This window comes from Kribbella sp. NPDC004875 (genome assembly GCF_042873375.1).
Lineage (GTDB): Bacteria > Actinomycetota > Actinomycetes > Propionibacteriales > Kribbellaceae > Kribbella.
On record NZ_JBIALI010000009.1, the window covers coordinates 1 to 18,067 of the forward strand.

Sequence of the window (18,067 nt, forward strand, 5' to 3'; positions counted from 1 at the left end):
CTGAGCGTGCTCCAGCAGCCGCGCGTCGGCCCGGTTGGCGATCGCGCGGTGCGCGGCGGCCGACTCCAGCAGGTCGGCCGTCGCGAGCTCACTCAGATCATCCTCGAACATGTGTTCGATTCTATGCCATCGGGATCGCTCAGCCAAACCCGGACATCCACAAAACCCTTACCTGTAAGGGATTTCGCGGGACTCACGCGCCGCTCGTGCATGGCCTGCAATCACGGGCAACGAGACTCTGCAGCGGCTGGCGCGTCGGCGCGTTGCGGATTCTGGCCTGCCACCTCCCCCGTCACCTTCAATCGCCGCATTCAGCCCCAACTCGACTACGCATGGGCGACGGCGGCTGCGGGTGACCGAGGGGCGATCATGCAGTCCCCCTGCTCGACGTGCGGCGGCCGTGGTCGCGGGCAAGCTCCACGCAAGGTAGGTGGGCGCGGCGCCTCACCGTCATGGTCGGCTTCACGGGCATTGTCTGGGGCGCGCATGGTCGCCATCTTGCGGTCGTAAGTGGCGGTTGAAGAAGGTTGCGGCTTCGCTCGCGACGTAGTCCCAGACCTGCCCGCCGTACCGACGATGTGGATCGCGTTGGAGGTTGTGATGTCCGTGAGCGATCGGGAGCAGTTGGGTTTCCGTACCTGACGTGAGCAGGGCGCTCCACAGAAGTTCGGCTTGCTCGTACGGGACCGTTTCGTCGGAAGTGCCGTGGATGATGAGGAATGGCGGCGCAGCAGCACTGACGTGAGTAATCGGGCTGGCTGCACGCAACTCATCCCGATGAGTGCTGATGTCGCCGCCCACCACACGCAGTAACCGGCGAGGGTCGATCGATCCGCATGGCCCCGCCCGAGCGCGCGAGGTCGCTCGGCCCGCTGATCGTGACGACTGCCTGGACGTCGTCGCGGAGTGTGGCGGTTCGGTGTCCGCGACCCGCAGTACTCGGCTTGAGTCCGGCCATCGCAGCCAGGTGGCCGCCGGCCGAGTGCCCCCAGACACCGACGCTGTCCGGATTTACCGGCAGGCCGAGAGGATTGCGGCGCAGCCATCTCAGCGCAGCCTGTACGTCGTGCAACTGCGCGGGAAAGCGTGCCTGCCTGCTGTGGCGAACCGAAACAGCGATGGTCAGGAACCCAGCTCGAGCGAGTGCGGGATTGGCGAAGGGCAGCAGTGCAGACGAGCGGTCGCCAGGGCCCCAACCCGGACAGCCATCGATCCGCACGACGGCCGGAAGCGGATCTGTGGGTAACGGCGCCGGCGCCACAATATCCAGGCGGAGATCGACACCATCTGGCCTGTCGTAGCGAATATCCGGGACGTACGTGAGCTCGGCCAACGTTCGCGCATCAGACATCAGCGTTGCCCTTCCGACGAGATTCGACGAACGGACCGTCGCACTCTGGCAGGTGCGAAGCCAGAGCGCACCGCGTAGTCGGCATCTGTCGCTGCCTGTCGAAGGTCCTCAGGTGGGTGCTGGGTTGGGGTACGACAGGTGGACGGCGGCCGGTTGAGGGGGGCACGGGGTCAGAGAAGGCGCGGTGGTTGGGTTAGGTGGAGTCGGCGGGCTTGGATGGGGAGGGATTGTGAAGCTTCTTCTTACTTCTGGAGGGGTTAGTAACGGGAGCATTCGGGAGGCGCTGGTTGAGCTGCTGGGTCGGGCGGTCTCCGAGGCTTGTGCGCTCTACGTACCGACGGCGCAGTGGGGGCATCCGATGCTTGGGCCGGGGTCGGTGCGGCGGTCTGTTGCAGGTGAGGCTCCGTTTCATAGGTTGACCGGGCTGGGCTGGGGGTCGTTGGGGGTTCTGGAGCTGGCGGCGTTGCCCAGCGTTGGCGAAGAGCGGTGGGTGGCGTGGGTGCGTGAGGCTGATGCGCTGCTGGTGGACGGTGGCGACGCGGCGTACCTGTGTCACTGGATGCGGACGTCTGGGCTGGCAGAGGTGCTGCCTTCGCTGGACGACAAGGTCTGGGTGGGGATGAGTGCCGGCAGCATGGTGCTGACGCCGCGGATCGGTGACGACTTCGTCAACTGGCCTGCCGCGCCGGACGATCGCACCCTCGGGGTCGTCGACTTCTCGATCTACCCGCACCTGGACCACGAGCAGATGCCGGGGAACACGCTGGCCGATGCGGAGCGGTGGGCCGCGGAGATCGAAGGTCCGGCGTACGCGATCGACGACGAGACCGCCATCAAGGTGGTCGGCGGCACCGTCGAGGTCATCTCCGAAGGACAGTGGAAGGCCTTTCCCGGCTAGCCGCCGGCATCAACCTGGAACCCAGGGGAACATATGTTCGAGTTTCGGGTATGGTGGACATATGGGTGCTGATCTTCAGGGCTCGTTGCTGGATGCTTTCGAGGATCCGGCGCTGGGGTCCTTGGACGGGCTGGCGCGGACCGAGTTGGGCCGCGGGGCCTGGGTGGATGTGCTGCCGGGGTGGTTGACCGGGGCTGATCAGGTATACGAGCGGTTGGCTCGGGATGTGCCGTGGCAGGCGGAGCGGCGGCAGATGTACGACCGGGTGGTCGACGTGCCGCGGTTGTTGTGCTTCTACGGGGAGAACGCCGAGCTGCCGCTGCCGATCCTGGACGAGGCGCGGGATGCACTGAGCACGCGGTACGCCGAGGAGCTCGGTGAGCCGTTCCGGACAGCGGGATTGTGCTTCTACCGCGACGGCCGGGACAGCGTCGCGTGGCATGGCGATCGCATCGGTCGTGGCGACCGTGAGGACACGATGGTCGCGATCCTCTCCGTGGGCGAGCCGCGTGTGCTCGCGTTGCGCCCGCGGCCGGGCGGGTCGAGTGGTCCGGTCAGCTCGACCATCCGCTATCCCCTCGGCCATGGCGACCTGATCGTCATGGGCGGCTCCTGCCAACGGACCTGGGAACACGCCATCCCCAAGTCGTCCGGCCACATCGGCCCCCGGATCAGCATCCAGTTCCGCCCCCGCGGAGTCCGCTGACCGGCCGGCGAAACGGGGCGACCACCGACGATCATGCTGCCTGCCGATGCGTGATCGCCGGCTGATGGACGCCCTCGCTCGTGGCGATGTAGAAGCCCAGCAGACGGATGTCGGCCGCCTGGCAGATGGCAGTGGCCGCTCGCGACCACTGATCGTCCAACTCGCAGACCCCGCCCGGCCCAGGTCTCCCCAAGGCGAGGATCATGCCAGTGCCAGGCGCTGTGCGGACCGCGGTAACGATCGGAGACAGCGCGGACGAGCACAGGCCGGCGGTATCGAGGCCGGGACTGAGGTGTTCGAACTCGGTCGGTAGGTCGATGGTCACGGTGGCTCGGTAGTAGTCGTCGGGATCGCAGAGGAGCACGGCGAACGTGCCGCGCTGCCGATCGCCGAGACTGACCATCAGGTCGACGACATCGGCGGCGAAGCCGGGCGTGGTGAGGGGCTGATCGACCCAGGCAGGAGTCAGGTTGTGGAAGCTCATGCCTAGAAAGATGCCGCGATTCGACTCCCCTGTCCGAGTTGTCCACAGGCCAAAGTGGCCCATGTTTTGACGCCGAGAATGGATCTCCACCCTGGGCCGCTGAATCCCTAGGCTCAAGGCATGAGCAGCAGACTCGGACAGATGCTTCCCCCGGCCGGAGCGCCGCGGGACCTCGCGATGGCGCAGTTGGCCAACTCGGTCGGCGACGGTGCGTTCGTCGTCACGTCGGCGTTGTTCTTCACCCGGGTCGTCGGCCTCTCGACGGCCGAGGTCGGGCTCGGACTGACCGTCGCCTGGCTGGCCGGCTTCCTCGCGGGCGTTCCGCTCGGCAACCTCGCCGACCGGCGTGGCGCCCGCGGTACGGCGGTCCTGCTCGCGCTCACCACAGCGTCCGCCGTGGCAGCGTTCCTGGTCGTCCGGAGCTTCGCGGGCTTCCTGATCGCGGCAATCGTCTACGCGTGCAGCCAGACCGGCCTGACCGCCGCGCGGCAGGCGTTGCTCGCGGGTCTCGTCCAGCCGGCCGAGCGCACCAGGATCCGTGCCTTCCTGCAGTCCACGGTGAACGCCGGTCTCGCGGTCGGCGCGCTCCTCGGCGGCGTGGCGCTCCGCTTCGACACACAGGCGGCGTACCTGGTCGTGTTCGGGATCGACGCGGTGAGCTTCCTGGTCGCGGCCGGGCTCATCCACCGCGTGCCGCCGATCGCGGTCAGGGTCCGCAGCGCCGGTGAACCAAGGCTGGCCGTGCTGCACGACCGTCCGTACGCCGTCCTCGCTCTGATCAACGCGATCATGCTGCTCTTCATGCCACTGATCAGCCTGGTCGGCCCACTCTGGATCGTCACCCGGACGAACGCCCCGAGCTGGGTCGTCGCCTCGCTGATGATCGTGAACACGATCGGCGTCACGCTCTTCCAGGTACGGGTCGCCAGGGCCGTGAAGGATCTCCGCACCGCCACCCGCTCGGTCCGGTACGCCGGACTCGCGATGCTGGCCGCCTGCGGGGTATTCGCAACCACCGCCGCCAATCTGAGCGCCACCGTCACGGCCGGAGTGCTTGTCGTGGCCGCCGCGCTCCTCACCCTCGGCGAGATGAAGCTCGCCTCGGGCGCCTGGGAGATCAGCTTCGGACTGGCCCCCGCCGACAAGCAGGGTCAGTACCAAGGTTTCTTCGGCACCGGCCCCGCGGTCGCCCGGATGCTCGGCCCGGCGCTGCTCACCACGGTGATCCTCGGATGGGGTCCGATCGGCTGGCTGATCGTCGGTGCACTGTTCCTGGGGACCAGTTGCACAACTGGTCCCGCCGTACGATGGGCGGTGCGGACGAGGGCCGTCAACGAGGACGCCACGCCGTCGTTGGTAGAGGAGAACGCCGCCTGATGGAGATTCCCGGACTGGTCGAGATCACGACGTACGACGAGTTGCGCGACCTCGTGCCGCAGCCGCTGGCAGCCGCCGCCGGCAAGGAGCGCAAGGAGCTCCACGACCTCGACCTCGACTGGCTGGCCGCATCACCGTTCTGCCTGATCGCCACCTCCGCCGACGACGGGACCTGCGACGTCTCGCCGAAGGGCGACCCGGCCGGGTTCACGAAGGTCCTGGACCGATCGACGATCGCGATCCCGGACCGGGCCGGCAACCGCCGCGTCGACGGTTTCGCCAACATCCTCAGCAACCCGCACGTCGGCCTGATCTACTTCGTCCCCGGCCGCGGCGACACGCTGCGGATCAACGGCCGGGCCCGGATCGTCAAGGAAGCGCCGTTCTTCGACGACATGGTCGTGAAGGGCAACCGCCCGCAGCTGGCCCTGCTGGTGGAGATCGAGCAGGTCTTCCATCACTGCTCGAAGGCCTTCCTGCGCTCGAAGCTGTGGAAGCCCGAGACCTGGAACCCGGACGCCGTCCCGACCCGCCCGCGGATCGCGCAGGCGCTCGAGCGCCCCGACGAGGATCTCGCGGCGCTCGAGGAGTACTACGGCCAGGCGTACGAAGAGAAGATCTACAAGGTCAAATACTGAACTACCACGCCGGGCGCAGTCCGAAGTACTCCATGGCGACGATGACACCGGCTCCGCCCGACCTCTACGGTTGCGTACTGTGAGCACGACCGAGCCGATCGCCGCGGCGCGCCTGGGAACCAGGGCACGCCGCATCGCGCTGCCGTTGGTGATCTCGGTGATCGGCGTGGTCGGCTCGCTCGGTGCCTCCCGCGGCGAGGTGGACCGGCGGCCGGCGGACTGGTTCATGATCGTGCTGATCCTGATCGGATCGGTGTCGCTGTACTGGCTCCGCACCAACCCTGTGCCGGTGCTGTGGGCAACAGTCGTCTCGACGCTCGTCTACATGTTGATGCAGTACGCGTACGGCCCGGTCATCTTCCCGTTCGTGATCGCCGTGTTCACCACGATCCGGTTAGGCCACCGGTCAGCCGGCTGGGCCGGTCTGGCCGCGCTGTACGTCGGCCACGTCGGCGGCCGCATGGTGCTCGGGATCAACGAACAAGGCGTGTACCAGGTCCTCCTGGTCGGCACGTGTTTCGTCGTACTCGGATTCCTCGCCGAGCTCTTCCGCGCGCACCGCGACCGGGTCAGCGCCGCGGCACGTACCAGGAAAGAGGAGGAGCTGCGCAGGGCCGGCGAGGAGCGACTCCGGATCGCGCAGGAGCTGCACGACGTCGTGGCGCACCACATCTCGCTGATCAACGTGCAGGCGTCCACAGCACTGCACCTGGTCGATCGGCAACCCGAGCAGGCCGCTCCGGCGCTGGCCGCGATCAAGGACGCCAGCAAGGAGGCGCTGGTCGAGCTCCGCTCGATCGTCGGGGTACTGCGCCAGTCGGACGAGTCGGCGCCCCGCCAGCCGTTCGCCGGACTCGATCTCCTCGACCACCTGGTCAGCCGCACGGCCCGAGCCGGCCTGGAGGTGCACAAGATCATCCACGGCGACCCGCGCCCACTGCCGAGCGGCCTCGACCGCGCCGCGTTCCGGATCGTCCAGGAGTCCCTGACGAACGTCGTACGGCATGCGAAGGCGACGTCGGCAACGGTCCGGATCCAGTACGGCGAGCAGTCGCTGGTGCTGCAGATCGACGACAACGGCGAGACGCTGACCGCTCCCCCGACCGAAGGCAACGGGATCTCCGGCATGCGGGAACGCGCCACCGCGCTCGGTGGCACGCTCACAGCCACCCGCACGCCGACCGGCGGTCTGCGGATCATCGCGACCCTGCCGCTGTAGATGTCAGGGCAGGCGGACGTGGGACGGGTTGAGCTCGGCCACGCTGGAGACGCCGAGTAGCGCCATCGTGCGGCGGACCTCCTTGGTGAGGATGTCCGCGGCGCGGGCGACACCACGCTGGCCACCGGCCATCAGGCCGTACAGGTACGCGCGGCCGACGAGGCAGGCGTCGGCGCCGAGCGCGATCGCCGCGACGATGTCCGCGCCGGACATGATGCCGGTGTCGAGGTAGACCTCGGCGTCGCTGCCGACCGCCTTGCGGACCTCCGGGAGGATCCGCAGCGGTGTCGGCGCCCGGTCCAGCTGACGGCCGCCGTGGTTGGACAGCACGACCGCGTCCGCACCGGCGTCGACCACACGCCGCGCGTCCTCGACCGTCTGGATGCCCTTGACGATCAGCGGCCCGTCCCAGATCGAGCGCAGCCAGTTCAGGTCGTCGATCGTCATCGTCGGGTCGAAGAGCTTGTCGAGCAGCTCGGCGACGGTGCCGTCCCAGGTGGACAGCGACGCGAACGTCAGCGGCCGCGTGGTCAGCAGGTTCGCCCACCAGGCCGGGTGCATCGACGCGTCCAGGACGGTCTTCGCGGTCAGCGACGGCGGGATCGTGAAGCCGTTGCGTACGTCGCGAAGCCGGGCGCCCGCGACGGGTACGTCGACCGTCAGCATCAGCGCCTCGAACCCGGCGGCCGCCGAGCGCTTCACCAGGTCCTCGCCGGCGTCGCGGTCCTTCCACACGTACAACTGGAACCACTTGCGCGCGCTCGGCGCGGCCGCGGCGACGTCCTCGATCGAGGTGGTGCCCATCGTGGACAGCGCGTACGGGATCCCGATCTGCTCGGCGACCTTGACCACCGCGCTCTCGCCCTCGTGGTTCATCATCCGGGTGAAACCGGTCGGCGCGAACGCGAACGGCAGCTCCGAGCGGCCGCCGAGGATCGACGTCCCGAGGTCGATCTCCGAGACGTCCCGCAGGATCGACGGCTGCAGCTCCATCTCGGCGAACAGCCGGCGGGCCCGGCGCAGGCTGATCTCGGCCTCGGCGGCGCCGTCGGTGTAGTCGAAGACCGAGCGCGGCGTCCGCCGTCGCGCGATCGCCCGCAGGTCCGCGATCGTCAGCGCCTTGTCCAGCCGCCGGTCGGTGGGATTCACCGTGATCGGCTTCGGCCGCAGCCACGGCTTCAGCTCGGACCATTTGGGCATCTGTCGATCGGTCATCACAACTCCCGGCTGATTCTGTGGTCGGACCACACCCTACCCTGTGGTCCGACCACACAGATAGAGTCGTCCACATGAAGAACTACGAGCTGGTCCTGCACCGGGTCGAGGCGGACCTCGCGGCCGGGCGGCTGCGGATCGGCGGCCGGCTGCCGGGTGAGCGGGCGCTGGCCGAGCAGCTCGGGATCAGCCGGCCGTCGGTGCGGGAGGCCGTCCGGGTGCTGGAGGCGATGGGCGTCGTCCGGACCGCGACCGGGTCCGGTCCGGAGGCGGGTGCGGTGATCGTCGCGGAGCCGGTGTCCCCGCTGACCGCCGTACTGCGGTTGCACCTGGCAACGAATCACCTGCCGATGGGCGACGTGGTGCAGACGCGGCTGCTGCTCGAGTCGTGGGCGGCTCGGGAGGCCGCGGGGCGGGCGCTCGAGACGGGCGAGCTGAAGGTCGCCGAGGAGTTGCTCGACCGGATGGACGACAGCGAGCTGTCCCCGGAGCAGTTCCATGTGCTCGACGCGGAGTTCCACGTTGCACTGTCCGGGCTCGCCGGGAACGTGCTGATTGCCGCGGTGATGACCTCGTTGCGGTCGGCGATCCACGGGTACGTGCTGGCCGCGGTGCCGAATCTGCCGGATTGGGAAGGGACGGCGGTCGGGTTGCGGGCCGAGCACCGGGCGATCCTGGCCGCGGTGCGCGGCGGGGAGCCGGAGCGCGCGGCCGAGTTGCTGACCGCGCACATCCAGGGGTTCTACCAGGCCGCCCAGTTAGCACCGTTCGGCGGAGCTGGTCCGGCGGAGGCCGAAGATCACCGTCGCTCCGACGATCAGGTGGAGTGAGGCCAGGCCGAGTTTCGCGCCGAGGCCGATGCCGTTGGTGAGCGGGCTGCCGAGCGACGTGAGGCAGACGATGGTGGCGACGACGGTCCAGATCTCGCGCGCTCGCGCCGTACGGCGCTCGAGGATCGCGAGCAAGCCCCAGCCGGCGAAGCTGACGGCGACCGAGGAGAGCAGGACGGCGACGACGCCGATGTGCTGGACGCCGCCCTGACGGGCGGTCAGCGTGAGGCCGGCCAGCGGGGCGAGGACCGCCCAGCCGGCGACGGCCGCGGCGGCGGTGACGCCGACGACCGTGAGCCGACTCCGGCCAGGGACCCGGCGTGAGGCAGGCTTGGTGCTCTCGGTCGCGGTGTTGTGCTCGATGGGGTACGTGTTCGAGCTCGGGGTTCGCATTGTGGCTCCTTCATGGCGAGGTGTTGGCAGCACAGTGCCGGAGCGCGGGTATTCGCGGCATCGGCCGCGAAGCTGGGCCAGGCTGGTCCGAAGTCGGTGCGGCTTCGACTTTGGTCGGTGGTGGGGAACGGGGCCTCCGCCTAGTCTCGGCGGCATGGAGGAGACCTGTGTGCCACCGAAGGCACCTCGCTGGACTGTCGCCGCCGCGACCGGACTGATCGCCGTGATGGTGGCCGCGACGATCGTCGGGCGGTTGCCGGATCCTGAGCACCGCAAGTTCCTGGTGCTCGACATCGTGGTCGGTGTCGTGTCGGTCGCGCTGATTCCGCTCGTGATCCGCCGGCCGGTGCACGGGGCGATCGCGGTCGCGATCCTCGCGATCTTCTCCCCCGCCGCCACGCCGCCATCCACCGTCGGCACCCTCACCGTTGCCCTCCGCCGCCCGTTCCGGACCGCGCTTCTGGTCGCCCTGGCCGGCACCGTCGCGCACCTGATCCAGGGTGCGTGGCAACCGATCCACGGCCTGCCGTTCCTCTGGTTCGCCGTACTCGACGTCGTCGTCCACGCCGCGCTCCTCGGCTGGGGCCAAGGCACCCAGGCCCGTCAGCAGCTTCTCCAGTCGCTGCGTGAACGCGCCCGCCGCGCCGAGGACGAGCAGGGTCGTCGGGTCGCCGAGGCGCGCACACTGGAACGTACGAAGATGGCCCGCGAGATGCACGACGTACTCGCGCACCGCTTGTCCCTGCTGGCCACGTACGCCGGTGCGCTCGAGTACCGCCCCGACTCGTCACCGGAGAAGCTCGCGAAGGCCGCCGGCGTGATCCGCACCGGCGTACACCAGGCGCTCGACGAGCTGCGGGAGGTGATCAACGTCCTGCGCGACGAGGACGTCTACGAGGGCCGGCCGCAGCCGACGTTCGACGATCTGCGGGCGCTCGTCGACGAGTCCCGTGAGGCGGGAGCGACGATCGCGTACGACGATCACGTGGCGGATCCGGCTTCGTTGCCACCGGCAACCGGGAGGACGGCGTACCGGGTCGTGCAGGAAGGGCTGACGAACGCACGCAAGCACGCCGCCGGTCACCCGGTGAACCTGACGGTGGACGGCGGACCTGGTGACGGCCTGCGGATCGAGCTGACGAACGCGGCCTCCAACGGTACGTCGCTCGCGCCCGGCAGCGGGACCGGCCTGGTCGGGCTCACCGAGCGGGTGCAACTGGCGGGCGGCACGCTGGACCACGGGCGGGTCCCCGGTGGCGGGTTCCGGCTCGAGGCCTCGCTACCGTGGCCCTCATGAACATCCGGGTCCTGGTGGTGGACGACGACGCGTTGGTCCGGGCCAGCCTGGAGATGATGCTGGACGGCGCGAACGGAATCGCGGTCGTCGGGCAGGCCGCGGACGGCGACGAGGTCCCCGCCGCGGTGGACGCGCACTTCCCGGACATCGTGCTGATGGATCTCCGGATGCCGCGCGTCGACGGCATCGTCGCGACCCGCCGGCTGCGTGCCCGGACGAACCCGCCCGAGGTCGTCGTACTGACCACGTTCGACACCGACGAGAACGTCCTGCACGCGTTGCGCGCCGGCGCCAGCGGGTTCCTGCTCAAGGACACCCCGCCGGCCCAGATCGTCGACGCCGTACGTCGGGTCGCGGCCGGTGACCCGATCCTCTCCCCCGCGATCACCCGCCGCCTGATGGACCGCGCCGCCACGCAGGCCGACGCGCACACGATCGCGCGGCAGAAACTCGAGCGCCTGTCGCCCCGGGAGTACGACGTGATGCTCGCCGTCGCCCAGGGCCAGGCGAACGCGCAGATCGCCACCGAGCTGTTCATGAGCCTCGCGACCGTGAAGGCGCACATCTCGCACATCCTCACCAAGCTCGAGCTCGGGAACCGGACCCAGATCGCCCTGCTCGCCCACGACGCTGGGCTCGCATAAGCTCCAGCGCATGATCAGGGTGCTGCTGGCGGATGATCAGGCGTTGGTGCGGGCCGGGTTCCGGTCGTTGCTGAACGCCGAGGACGACATCACGGTGATCGGCGAGGTGCCGGACGGCGCCGCGGCGGTCACGGCCGCGCGAGCGGAGAAGCCCGACGTCGTGTTGATGGACATCCGGATGCCCGGCACCGACGGGCTGGAGGCCACCCGGCAGATCGGGGCGGATCCCGAGCTGACCGACGTCCACGTGGTGATCCTGACGACCTTCGATCTGGACGAGTACGTGTTCGAGGCGCTCCGGGTCGGGGCGAGCGGGTTCCTGGTGAAGGACACCGAGCCGGTCGAGCTGCTGCAGGCGGTCCGCGTGGTGGCGCGCGGGGACGCGTTGCTCTCCCCCGGCGTCACGCGGCGGCTGGTCGCGGAGTTCGCGTCGCGCAGCCGGCAGCCGCACGCGAGCACGGAGCTCGACGTACTCACGGATCGCGAGAAGGAGATCGTCGCGCTGGTCGGCGAAGGGCTGTCGAACGACGAGATCGCCGAGCGGCTGGTGCTCAGCCCGGCGACCGCGAAGACACATGTCAGTCGCGCGATGATCAAACTCGGCGTCCGCGACCGCGCCCAGCTCGTCGTCGTCGCCTACCAGACCGGCCTCGTCCGCCCCGGCTGGCTGGGTTGACCTTCCAGCCGCTTGAAGCCCGAGGGTGCCCGTATGACGCACCTCGAGGAAATCATGGCTGCCGTCGAGCTCGGACGCTCCGGTGATCGCGGCGCCGCCCGTTCGCAACTGACCGCGCTGTGGGACGCGGTCGGCGACCGGCAGACCCGTTGCGCGATCGCGCACTACCTGGCCGATGTCCAGGACGAGACCGCGGACGAGCTCGCCTGGGATCTGCGGGCGCTGGAGGTCGTGGAGGACGACGGCTGGCTGCCGTCGCTGCATCTCAACCTCGCCGATGACTATCGCAGGCTGGCGGACCGGGAGAAGTCGGCGGAACACCTGCGGCTGGCCCGTGAGCATCTCCCGAAGCTCCCCGACGGTGGTTACGGTGACCTGATTCGCAGCGGCGTACAGCATGTTGCGGATGCGCTTTCGGCGGGGAGTGTGCAACGTCTGGAGACCAGCCCGAGCACCTGAGTACTCCGTCCGGGGTAGCCGTGGTCACTCCCCCGAGGCGACGCGGGCGAGGGGGCGCGGGCGGCAACCTCGAGGTATGGATGCGCTTGTCGAGGTCAGTGGGCTGACGAAGAGGTACGGCGACACCCTCGCGGTCGATGGTGTCGATCTGACGGTGCTGCCGGGTGAGGTGTACGGGTTCCTCGGGCCCAACGGAGCGGGTAAGACGACCACGCTCCGGATCCTCACCGGGTTGATCGCACCGACGAGCGGGAAGGTCCGGGTGCTCGGCGGCCGCCCGGGCGAGGCCGGCGTATTGGGGCGCACCGGGTCGATGATCGAGTCGCCGGCGTTCTACCCGTACCTGTCCGGGCTGGACAACCTGCGGCTGCTCGCCGAGTACGCCGGGGTGTCGCGGCCGCGGATCGACGACGTACTGGAGCTCGTCGACCTCGCCGATCGCGCGCGGGACCGGTTCTCGACGTACTCCCTGGGGATGAAGCAGCGGCTCGGGGTCGCGGCCGCGCTGCTCAAGGACCCGGAGCTGGTGATCCTCGACGAGCCGACCAACGGGCTGGATCCGGCCGGGATGCGCGACATGCGCCGGCTGATCCGCGAGCTCGGGACCGGCGGCCGGACGGTGCTGCTGTCCAGTCACCTGCTCGGCGAGGTCCAGCAGATCTGCGACCGGGTCGGGATCATCAACGCCGGACACATGGTTGCCGAACGCAACGTCACCGAGCTGCGCGGCGAGCAGGAGCTGGTCATCCAGGCCGCTCCGAGGGACCGGGCCCAGAAGCTGCTCGCCCGGTTCGGCACGGTGCACCGGTACGACGACACGCTGCGGGTGAAGGTCGCGCCGGACCGGGCCGCCGAGGTCAACCGGGTGCTGGTCGAGGCCGGGATCGCCGTGTCCGCGCTGCACAGCACCGAACGAGCTCTCGAGGACATCTTCTTCGAGCTCACCACGACGGAGGAGAAGGCCGATGTTGGGTAGCTACCGGGCGGAGATCCTCAAGCTCCGCAAGCGCGCCGCGGTCTGGGTGCTGTTCGCCGCCGGTCTGGTGCTGAGCCTGATCTTCGGCTACCTGCTGCCGTACGTCGCCTACGCGACGGGCGACGACACCCCGAGCACGACGGGCGTACCGCGGGCCGAGGTCCTCCGCGGAATGCTGCCGGCGCGCGTCATCGACAACACGATCGGCGGGTACCCGATCTTCGCCGGTGCGCTCGCGCTGGTGCTGGGCGCGATCGTGCTCGGCGGCGAGTACAGCTGGGGAACACTGAAGACCGTGCTCACCCAGCGCCCGCGGCGCGGCACGATCCTCGGCGCCCAGTTCCTGGCGCTCGGCACGATGATCGCGCTCTGGGTGCTCGGCATCTTCGCCGCCTGCGCCGCGTGCAGCGTCGCCGTCGCCGCCGCGGAGAACGGCGCGACGAACTGGCCGAGCATCGGCGATGTCCTGCAAGGGCTCGGCGGCGGTTGGCTGGTCCTGATGACGTGGTGCCTGGCCGGCGCCGTCCTGGCCGTTGCCTTCCGCAACGTCGCGCTGCCGATCGGCCTCGGTGTCGTTTGGATCCTCGGCATCGAGACCCTCCTGGCCGGCGTTGTCAGCACCCTGCTCCCCAGCCTGAAGTGGCTCGCCAACGCCCTCCCCGGAACCAACGCCGGTTCCCTCGTGTTCAGCGTGACAGGCATGGCAGCCGCCGACGCCCCACCCGGCGTACGAGACGCAGTCGGCGGCGGCCGAGCCCTCCTGACGCTACTCGGCTACTGCCTACTCTTCGGCGTCCTCGCCGCCTGGACAGTGCGGCGCCGCGACGTCAGTTGATGCCTGCGTGGACCAGGGCCAGTTCGCAGAACATGGCGTTGGCCCAGGAGAACCATTCGCGGGTGTACTTGGTGGGGTCGTCCACGTCGAAGCCTTCGTGCATCTGGCCGGTGCCGCCGGTGGTGTCGCGGAGGAGTTCCAGGAGCTGCTGGCGCTCCTCCGCCGATGTGCTGGAGATGCCCTGTACGGCGAGGGCGATGTGCCAGATGTAGCGCGGGGGCGTGTGCGGGCTGCCGATGCCGGAGGCCGCCGTGCCGCTGTAGTAGTACGGGTTCTCCGGGCTCAGCAGCAGCTCGCGCGTCGCGAGGTACGTCGGGTCGTCCGGGGCGGCGTACCCGGTCAGCGGGATCCCGAGCAGGCTCGGCATGTTGGCGTCGTCCATCACCAGCGACCCGCCCAGACCGTCGACCTCGTACGCGTAGACGCGGCCGTGCGTGGCGTGATCGATCGTCCCGTGCTGCGCGATGCCCTCGTCGATCTCGGCCTTCAGCGTCTTCGCGCGATCGGCCAGCGGCTCGTCCCGCAGTACCTCGGTCGCGATCTCCTCCAGGTAGCCGAGCACCACCGACGCGAACATGTTGCCCGGCACGTTGAAGCCCAGCTCGGTCGCGTCGTCACTCGGCCGGAACGCGCTCCAGGACATCCCGGTCGGCTTCGTCAGCCGGCCACGGCCCTCGCGCACCAGCGTGTCCGACGGCCGGTCGTCGAGCCGCTGGAACCGGTACGGCGAGTTCGCCTCGTGGTCCTGCTCCACGGTCCACAGCTCGATGATCGCCTCCGCCGCGGCGCGGTACCGGTCGTCGATCACGTCGGCGCGGCCGGTGATCCGCCACAGCCGGTACGCGAGCTCCAGCGGGAAGCAGAGCGAGTCGATCTCGTACTTGCGCTCCCACACCCACGGCGACATCTCGGTCTCGTCGGTGACGTGACCGGCGCCGTTCGCCTCCTTGTTGAAGGCGTTCGCGTACGGGTCCAGGACGACGTACTCGAGCTGGCGGTGCAGGACGCCGATCAGGACGTCCTGCAGGCCCGGATCGTCCTTGCACAGCAGCAGGTACGGGCGCAGTTGCGCGGCCGAGTCGCGCAGCCACATCGCCGGGATGTCGCCGGTGAGCACGAACGTCGTCCCGTCCGGCAGCCGCTCGGCGACCGCGGGCAGGTTCTCGGCCATCGAGCGCCGGAACATCTCCGCGATCGCGGCGTCACCGGTGGCCTGCTGAACAGCCGCCGTGGCGCGGGTCAGGACCTCGGGGTCGATCATCAACACATCTACCTTTCACCGACGAGTGAGGGGTTGGGCGAGAAGGTCTGGTCGAGGACCAGACTGGCGGCGCCGATCGCGCCGACCTCGGCGCCGAGCGCCGTACCGGCGACCTCGAACGGGTGCACCGCGCGGACCAGGAACCGGTCCGTCAGCGCGTCCCGCACCGCGTCGCCGAAGACCGGCGCGAGCTGTTCCCAGTGCGGACCGCCGAAGACGACGCGCTCGAGGTCGAGCAGGTTCGCGATGTCCTCGACGACCTTGGCGATCCGGGTCGCGAGCGCGGCGACGATGGCCCGCGCGGGACCGTCGACGGCCAGCTCGCAGAGTCGCGCGAACGCCGCGTCCACCGCCGACCGGTCGTCGAGGTCGATGCCTGGGGCAAGTACTCCGGTTTCGACCGCCTGCTGCACCAGGTACCGCGGCTGGCTGGACTCACCGACGCACCCGCGGCGGCCGCAGTAGCAGAGCGGACCTTCGGGATCGACGATCACGTGACCGATCTCGCCGACGTTGCTCGACGATCCACGGACCAGCTCGTCCTCGACGACCAGGCCGGCGCCGACCCCGGTACCGAGGTAGAAGAACAGGAAGCTGCCGCCCTGCCCGGCCCAGCGCTCTGCGGACGCGGCGGCGGTGACGTCCTTGTCCAGGACGACCGGGAGCCCGGTGCGCTCCCGCAGCTCGTCCCGGAGCGGAACGAGATGCCAGGTCGACAGGTTCGGTGGGTCGACGACCACGCCGCGCTCGACGTCGATCGGACCGGGCGCGGCGATCCCGACCCCGGTCACGCGGTCACGCGGAGCGCCGGATTCCGCGATCACGTCCTCGATCGTCTTCGCGATGCCGTCGATGAGTACGCCGGGGTCGTCGGCGCCCTGGTCGACGGGGCGGCGCGCGACGACCCCGCCGGTGAGATCCAGCAGGACGACGGTCACGACCGACGGATCCAGGTGGACGCCGGCGGCGTACCGGCCGGTGGGCTCGAGCTCGAGCAGCGTCCGCGGCTTGCCGAGGCCCGCGCCGCGCAACCGGCCGGCCTCGCGGACCAGGCCGGCGTCGAGCAGCCGGCGCGCGATGTTCGAGATCGCCTGACCGGACAGCCCGGTCGCTTCGGCGAGCTCGACACGGCTGAGCTGCTCGCTGCGGCGGATCGCGTCCAGGACGACAGCATCGTTGAAGTCGCCGACGCGATCGAAGTTCGTGCCCCGTCTAACCATTCGGGTCCGCACCCCAGGGAAGGGACCAGTCGTAGCGAACGGTTTCGGCGCCCGACCGCCACTCGGTCGGTGTGGTGTTCACCAGCCAGTCGGCCGGTTCGATCCCGGACTCGTCACCACCGTCGAGCGCGAGCCGGATAGCAGCCCGCAACGCCCGGTCCGTCCGCTCGCTCCGGGCCGCCGGGTCGATCGAAAGGAACAGCGCCGTCCCTGATCGCGCCACCAGGTCCAGGAAGCGCTCGTTGAGCTCCCACGGCGTCTGCGGCGTGCACGGGACACAGTCCGCGTCGACGGCGAAGAACCGGTTGTGCTGCGGGAGCCGGAACGCGAGCGTGTTCACACCCATCTTCCGGGTCCGCTCCCAGTCCCGGCCGGACGTGTCGTCGCCGGTCCGCTGGATGTCGACCAGGCCGGCGGCGAGATGACCGACGGTGTTGCAGCCGATCAGTACGACGTCTTCCGCAGCGGCCCGGATCTCGCGGTAGAACGCGAGTACGATCTCGGCCGTCGTCCGCGACCGGTCGTGGAACTGCCAGCCGTCCCGCGTCAGCCGGGACCCCATCGCGGGACCGAACCCACCGAACACGTCGTACGTGCTGAAGTCGTGCTTGACCAGCTCGAAACCCCAGTCCTTGAACCGTCGCAGATCCGCCCGGATCCCGTCGAGCACCTCGGGGTACGTCGGGTCGAGCGCGCGCCCGGGTTTGTCGTGCGGGGCCGTCGACGTCAGCGGAGAAGGCTCGCGGACCAGCAGCGGGCGGAACCACAGGCCCGGCCGCGCACCGATCGCCTTGATCGCGGCCGCCGTACCGGCCATGTCGTCGAAGACGCCGGGGATGCCGCGGTCCCAGGGGCCGCCGGAGCAGATGCCGCCCGGGTACCAGCCGTCGTCGACGACGCTGAACGGCTTCACCCGGTGACCGTCGGCGAGCTCGACAAGCGTGGACGCGTCCTGCAGGACTGCCTTCTCGTCGAAGTTGGCGCCGTAGGCGTAGTACCAGTTGTTGGCCCCGACGAAAGGCCCAGACAAAGGCCCGGCCACCGGCGCGGGCTCAGGTCGCGCCGGTAGCCGGGTGCTCATGGTGGCGACGGCTGCGTGCAGCGTCTGCCACGGTGTCCCCGCGTCCTCGAATCGTCGCACGGTCGCGGCGGAGACGGTTCGGCCCCCCAAGTGTGCCGCGCCGCCGCCGTTGCGGAGGTCGAGCCAGAGGGTGAAGCCGTCGCCGTCGACCGTCCACGAGCAGAACGCGTTCGGCTGCACGTCCACCCCGGCGCCGCTGGTGGCGCCCGTCGAGGGGTCGTGGGCGAGGAAGTACCACGGGAGGAACCGCTCGGGCTGCTGGTGACGCCACTGCAGATCGCCGTACGAGCGCTCCCACGCGTCACCGAGGATCAGGGCGCCAGTCGGCAGCCGGTCCGCCCAGCGGAGGGCGACCCGGGACACCGCGGCCGCGGTCACGTCGACCGTGCCGTCGTCCCAGCCGACCTCGACGCCGGCCGCTGACCAGGTCGTGCCGGAGCGGATCGCTGTGGTCAGTCCGTCCGAGGGATCCGCCTGGACGAAGACAGCGCTTGGTTCTCTCACCTG

20 protein-coding genes are annotated in these 18,067 nt (G+C 69.6%); 12 read left to right on the forward strand and 8 right to left on the reverse strand.

All coding sequences use genetic code 11. The features are described from left to right. Positions 1-462: 462 nt before the first annotated feature. Both ACFYRH_RS37865 and ACFYRH_RS37870 read right to left on the reverse strand, forming a co-directional pair. Positions 463-804 (reverse strand): prolyl oligopeptidase family serine peptidase, encoded by a 342-nt coding sequence (locus ACFYRH_RS37865; protein ID WP_387785121.1) that lies wholly within the window; start codon positions 802-804, stop codon positions 463-465. After that, positions 770-1,351, reverse strand: a complete 582-nt coding sequence (locus ACFYRH_RS37870) for an alpha/beta hydrolase fold domain-containing protein (protein WP_387785123.1) — start codon at positions 1,349-1,351, stop codon at positions 770-772. The genes ACFYRH_RS37865 and ACFYRH_RS37870 overlap by 35 nt, the downstream gene beginning before the upstream one ends. A 229-nt stretch (positions 1,352-1,580) precedes the next feature. On the opposite strand from ACFYRH_RS37870, the gene ACFYRH_RS37875 reads away from it, so the two are divergent. Then, entirely contained in the window at positions 1,581-2,249 is a 669-nt protein-coding gene (locus tag ACFYRH_RS37875; RefSeq protein ID WP_387785125.1) for a Type 1 glutamine amidotransferase-like domain-containing protein, read from the forward strand. Positions 2,250-2,310: 61 nt separating this feature from the next. Next, on the forward strand, positions 2,311-2,955 hold the full coding sequence (locus ACFYRH_RS37880) for an alpha-ketoglutarate-dependent dioxygenase AlkB (RefSeq protein WP_387785126.1): 645 nt from the start codon (positions 2,311-2,313) through the stop codon (positions 2,953-2,955). Between the two features lie 31 nt (positions 2,956-2,986). Here the strand turns inward: ACFYRH_RS37880 and ACFYRH_RS37885 are convergent, their stop codons facing one another. Then, positions 2,987-3,439 carry a hypothetical protein gene (locus tag ACFYRH_RS37885; protein WP_387785128.1) on the reverse strand — a complete coding sequence of 151 codons (453 nt, stop codon included), beginning with the start codon at positions 3,437-3,439 and terminating at the stop codon, positions 2,987-2,989. Between the two features lie 120 nt (positions 3,440-3,559). On the opposite strand from ACFYRH_RS37885, the gene ACFYRH_RS37890 reads away from it, so the two are divergent. From ACFYRH_RS37890 to ACFYRH_RS37900, 3 genes are all read left to right on the forward strand, one after another. Then, the gene (locus ACFYRH_RS37890) at positions 3,560-4,816 is read left to right on the forward strand and encodes an MFS transporter (protein ID WP_387785129.1); all 1,257 of its coding nucleotides are present in this window, start codon (positions 3,560-3,562) and stop codon (positions 4,814-4,816) included. After that, positions 4,816-5,454 (forward strand): pyridoxamine 5'-phosphate oxidase family protein, encoded by a 639-nt coding sequence (locus ACFYRH_RS37895; RefSeq protein WP_387785130.1) that lies wholly within the window; start codon positions 4,816-4,818, stop codon positions 5,452-5,454. Before ACFYRH_RS37890 ends, ACFYRH_RS37895 begins: the two co-directional genes overlap by 1 nt. 79 nt (positions 5,455-5,533) lie before the next feature. Further along, entirely contained in the window at positions 5,534-6,673 is a 1,140-nt protein-coding gene (locus tag ACFYRH_RS37900; protein ID WP_387785132.1) for a sensor histidine kinase, read from the forward strand. A 3-nt stretch (positions 6,674-6,676) separates the two neighbouring features. Here ACFYRH_RS37900 and ACFYRH_RS37905 read toward each other — a convergent pair whose 3' ends face one another. Further along, positions 6,677-7,888 (reverse strand): alpha-hydroxy-acid oxidizing protein, encoded by a 1,212-nt coding sequence (locus tag ACFYRH_RS37905; protein ID WP_387785133.1) that lies wholly within the window; start codon positions 7,886-7,888, stop codon positions 6,677-6,679. Between the two features lie 74 nt (positions 7,889-7,962). Here ACFYRH_RS37905 and ACFYRH_RS37910 point away from each other — a divergent pair, with 74 nt between their 5' ends. Then, entirely contained in the window at positions 7,963-8,718 is a 756-nt protein-coding gene (locus tag ACFYRH_RS37910; protein WP_387785135.1) for a FadR/GntR family transcriptional regulator, read from the forward strand. Here the strand turns inward: ACFYRH_RS37910 and ACFYRH_RS37915 are convergent. Beyond that, positions 8,647-9,111, reverse strand: a complete 465-nt coding sequence (locus ACFYRH_RS37915; protein WP_387785136.1) for a DUF6069 family protein — start codon at positions 9,109-9,111, stop codon at positions 8,647-8,649. The genes ACFYRH_RS37910 and ACFYRH_RS37915 overlap by 72 nt on opposite strands. A 154-nt stretch (positions 9,112-9,265) precedes the next feature. Between ACFYRH_RS37915 and ACFYRH_RS37920 the strand changes: the two genes are divergently transcribed. The 6 genes from ACFYRH_RS37920 (at position 9,266) to ACFYRH_RS37945 (ending at position 13,998) form a co-directional block, all read left to right on the forward strand. Then, positions 9,266-10,408: a sensor histidine kinase gene (locus tag ACFYRH_RS37920; protein ID WP_387785137.1), complete on the forward strand. Its 1,143-nt coding sequence runs from the start codon at positions 9,266-9,268 to the stop codon at positions 10,406-10,408. Further along, positions 10,405-11,052, forward strand: a complete 648-nt coding sequence (locus ACFYRH_RS37925) for a response regulator (protein WP_387785139.1) — start codon at positions 10,405-10,407, stop codon at positions 11,050-11,052. Before ACFYRH_RS37920 ends, ACFYRH_RS37925 begins: the two co-directional genes overlap by 4 nt. Positions 11,053-11,062: 10 nt before the next feature. Beyond that, positions 11,063-11,728: a response regulator gene (locus ACFYRH_RS37930; RefSeq protein WP_387785140.1), complete on the forward strand. Its 666-nt coding sequence runs from the start codon at positions 11,063-11,065 to the stop codon at positions 11,726-11,728. A 33-nt stretch (positions 11,729-11,761) separates the two neighbouring features. Next, complete coding sequence (locus ACFYRH_RS37935) at positions 11,762-12,187, forward strand: hypothetical protein (protein ID WP_387785142.1); 426 nt, start codon at positions 11,762-11,764, stop codon at positions 12,185-12,187. Between the two features lie 76 nt (positions 12,188-12,263). Beyond that, positions 12,264-13,163 (forward strand): ABC transporter ATP-binding protein, encoded by a 900-nt coding sequence (locus tag ACFYRH_RS37940; protein ID WP_387785144.1) that lies wholly within the window; start codon positions 12,264-12,266, stop codon positions 13,161-13,163. Beyond that, a complete protein-coding gene (locus ACFYRH_RS37945; protein WP_387785145.1) occupies positions 13,153-13,998 on the forward strand; it encodes an ABC transporter permease in 846 nt (281 codons plus the stop codon). The genes ACFYRH_RS37940 and ACFYRH_RS37945 overlap by 11 nt, the downstream gene beginning before the upstream one ends. Here ACFYRH_RS37945 and ACFYRH_RS37950 read toward each other — a convergent pair. Genes ACFYRH_RS37950 through ACFYRH_RS37960 form a run of 3 tightly spaced genes read right to left on the reverse strand, consistent with a single transcriptional unit; the run spans position 13,991 to position 18,064 of the window. After that, complete coding sequence (locus ACFYRH_RS37950) at positions 13,991-15,259, reverse strand: glycoside hydrolase family 125 protein (RefSeq protein WP_387785147.1); 1,269 nt, start codon at positions 15,257-15,259, stop codon at positions 13,991-13,993. The two genes, ACFYRH_RS37945 and ACFYRH_RS37950, sit on opposite strands and share 8 nt — an antisense overlap. An 8-nt stretch (positions 15,260-15,267) precedes the next feature. Further along, positions 15,268-16,479, reverse strand: coding sequence for an ROK family transcriptional regulator (locus ACFYRH_RS37955; RefSeq protein WP_387785149.1), 1,212 nt, complete (start codon positions 16,477-16,479; stop codon positions 15,268-15,270). After that, positions 16,472-18,064 carry a hypothetical protein gene (locus ACFYRH_RS37960; protein WP_387785150.1) on the reverse strand — a complete coding sequence of 531 codons (1,593 nt, stop codon included), beginning with the start codon at positions 18,062-18,064 and terminating at the stop codon, positions 16,472-16,474. The genes ACFYRH_RS37955 and ACFYRH_RS37960 overlap by 8 nt, the downstream gene beginning before the upstream one ends. Between the last annotated feature and the right edge of the window lie 3 nt (positions 18,065-18,067).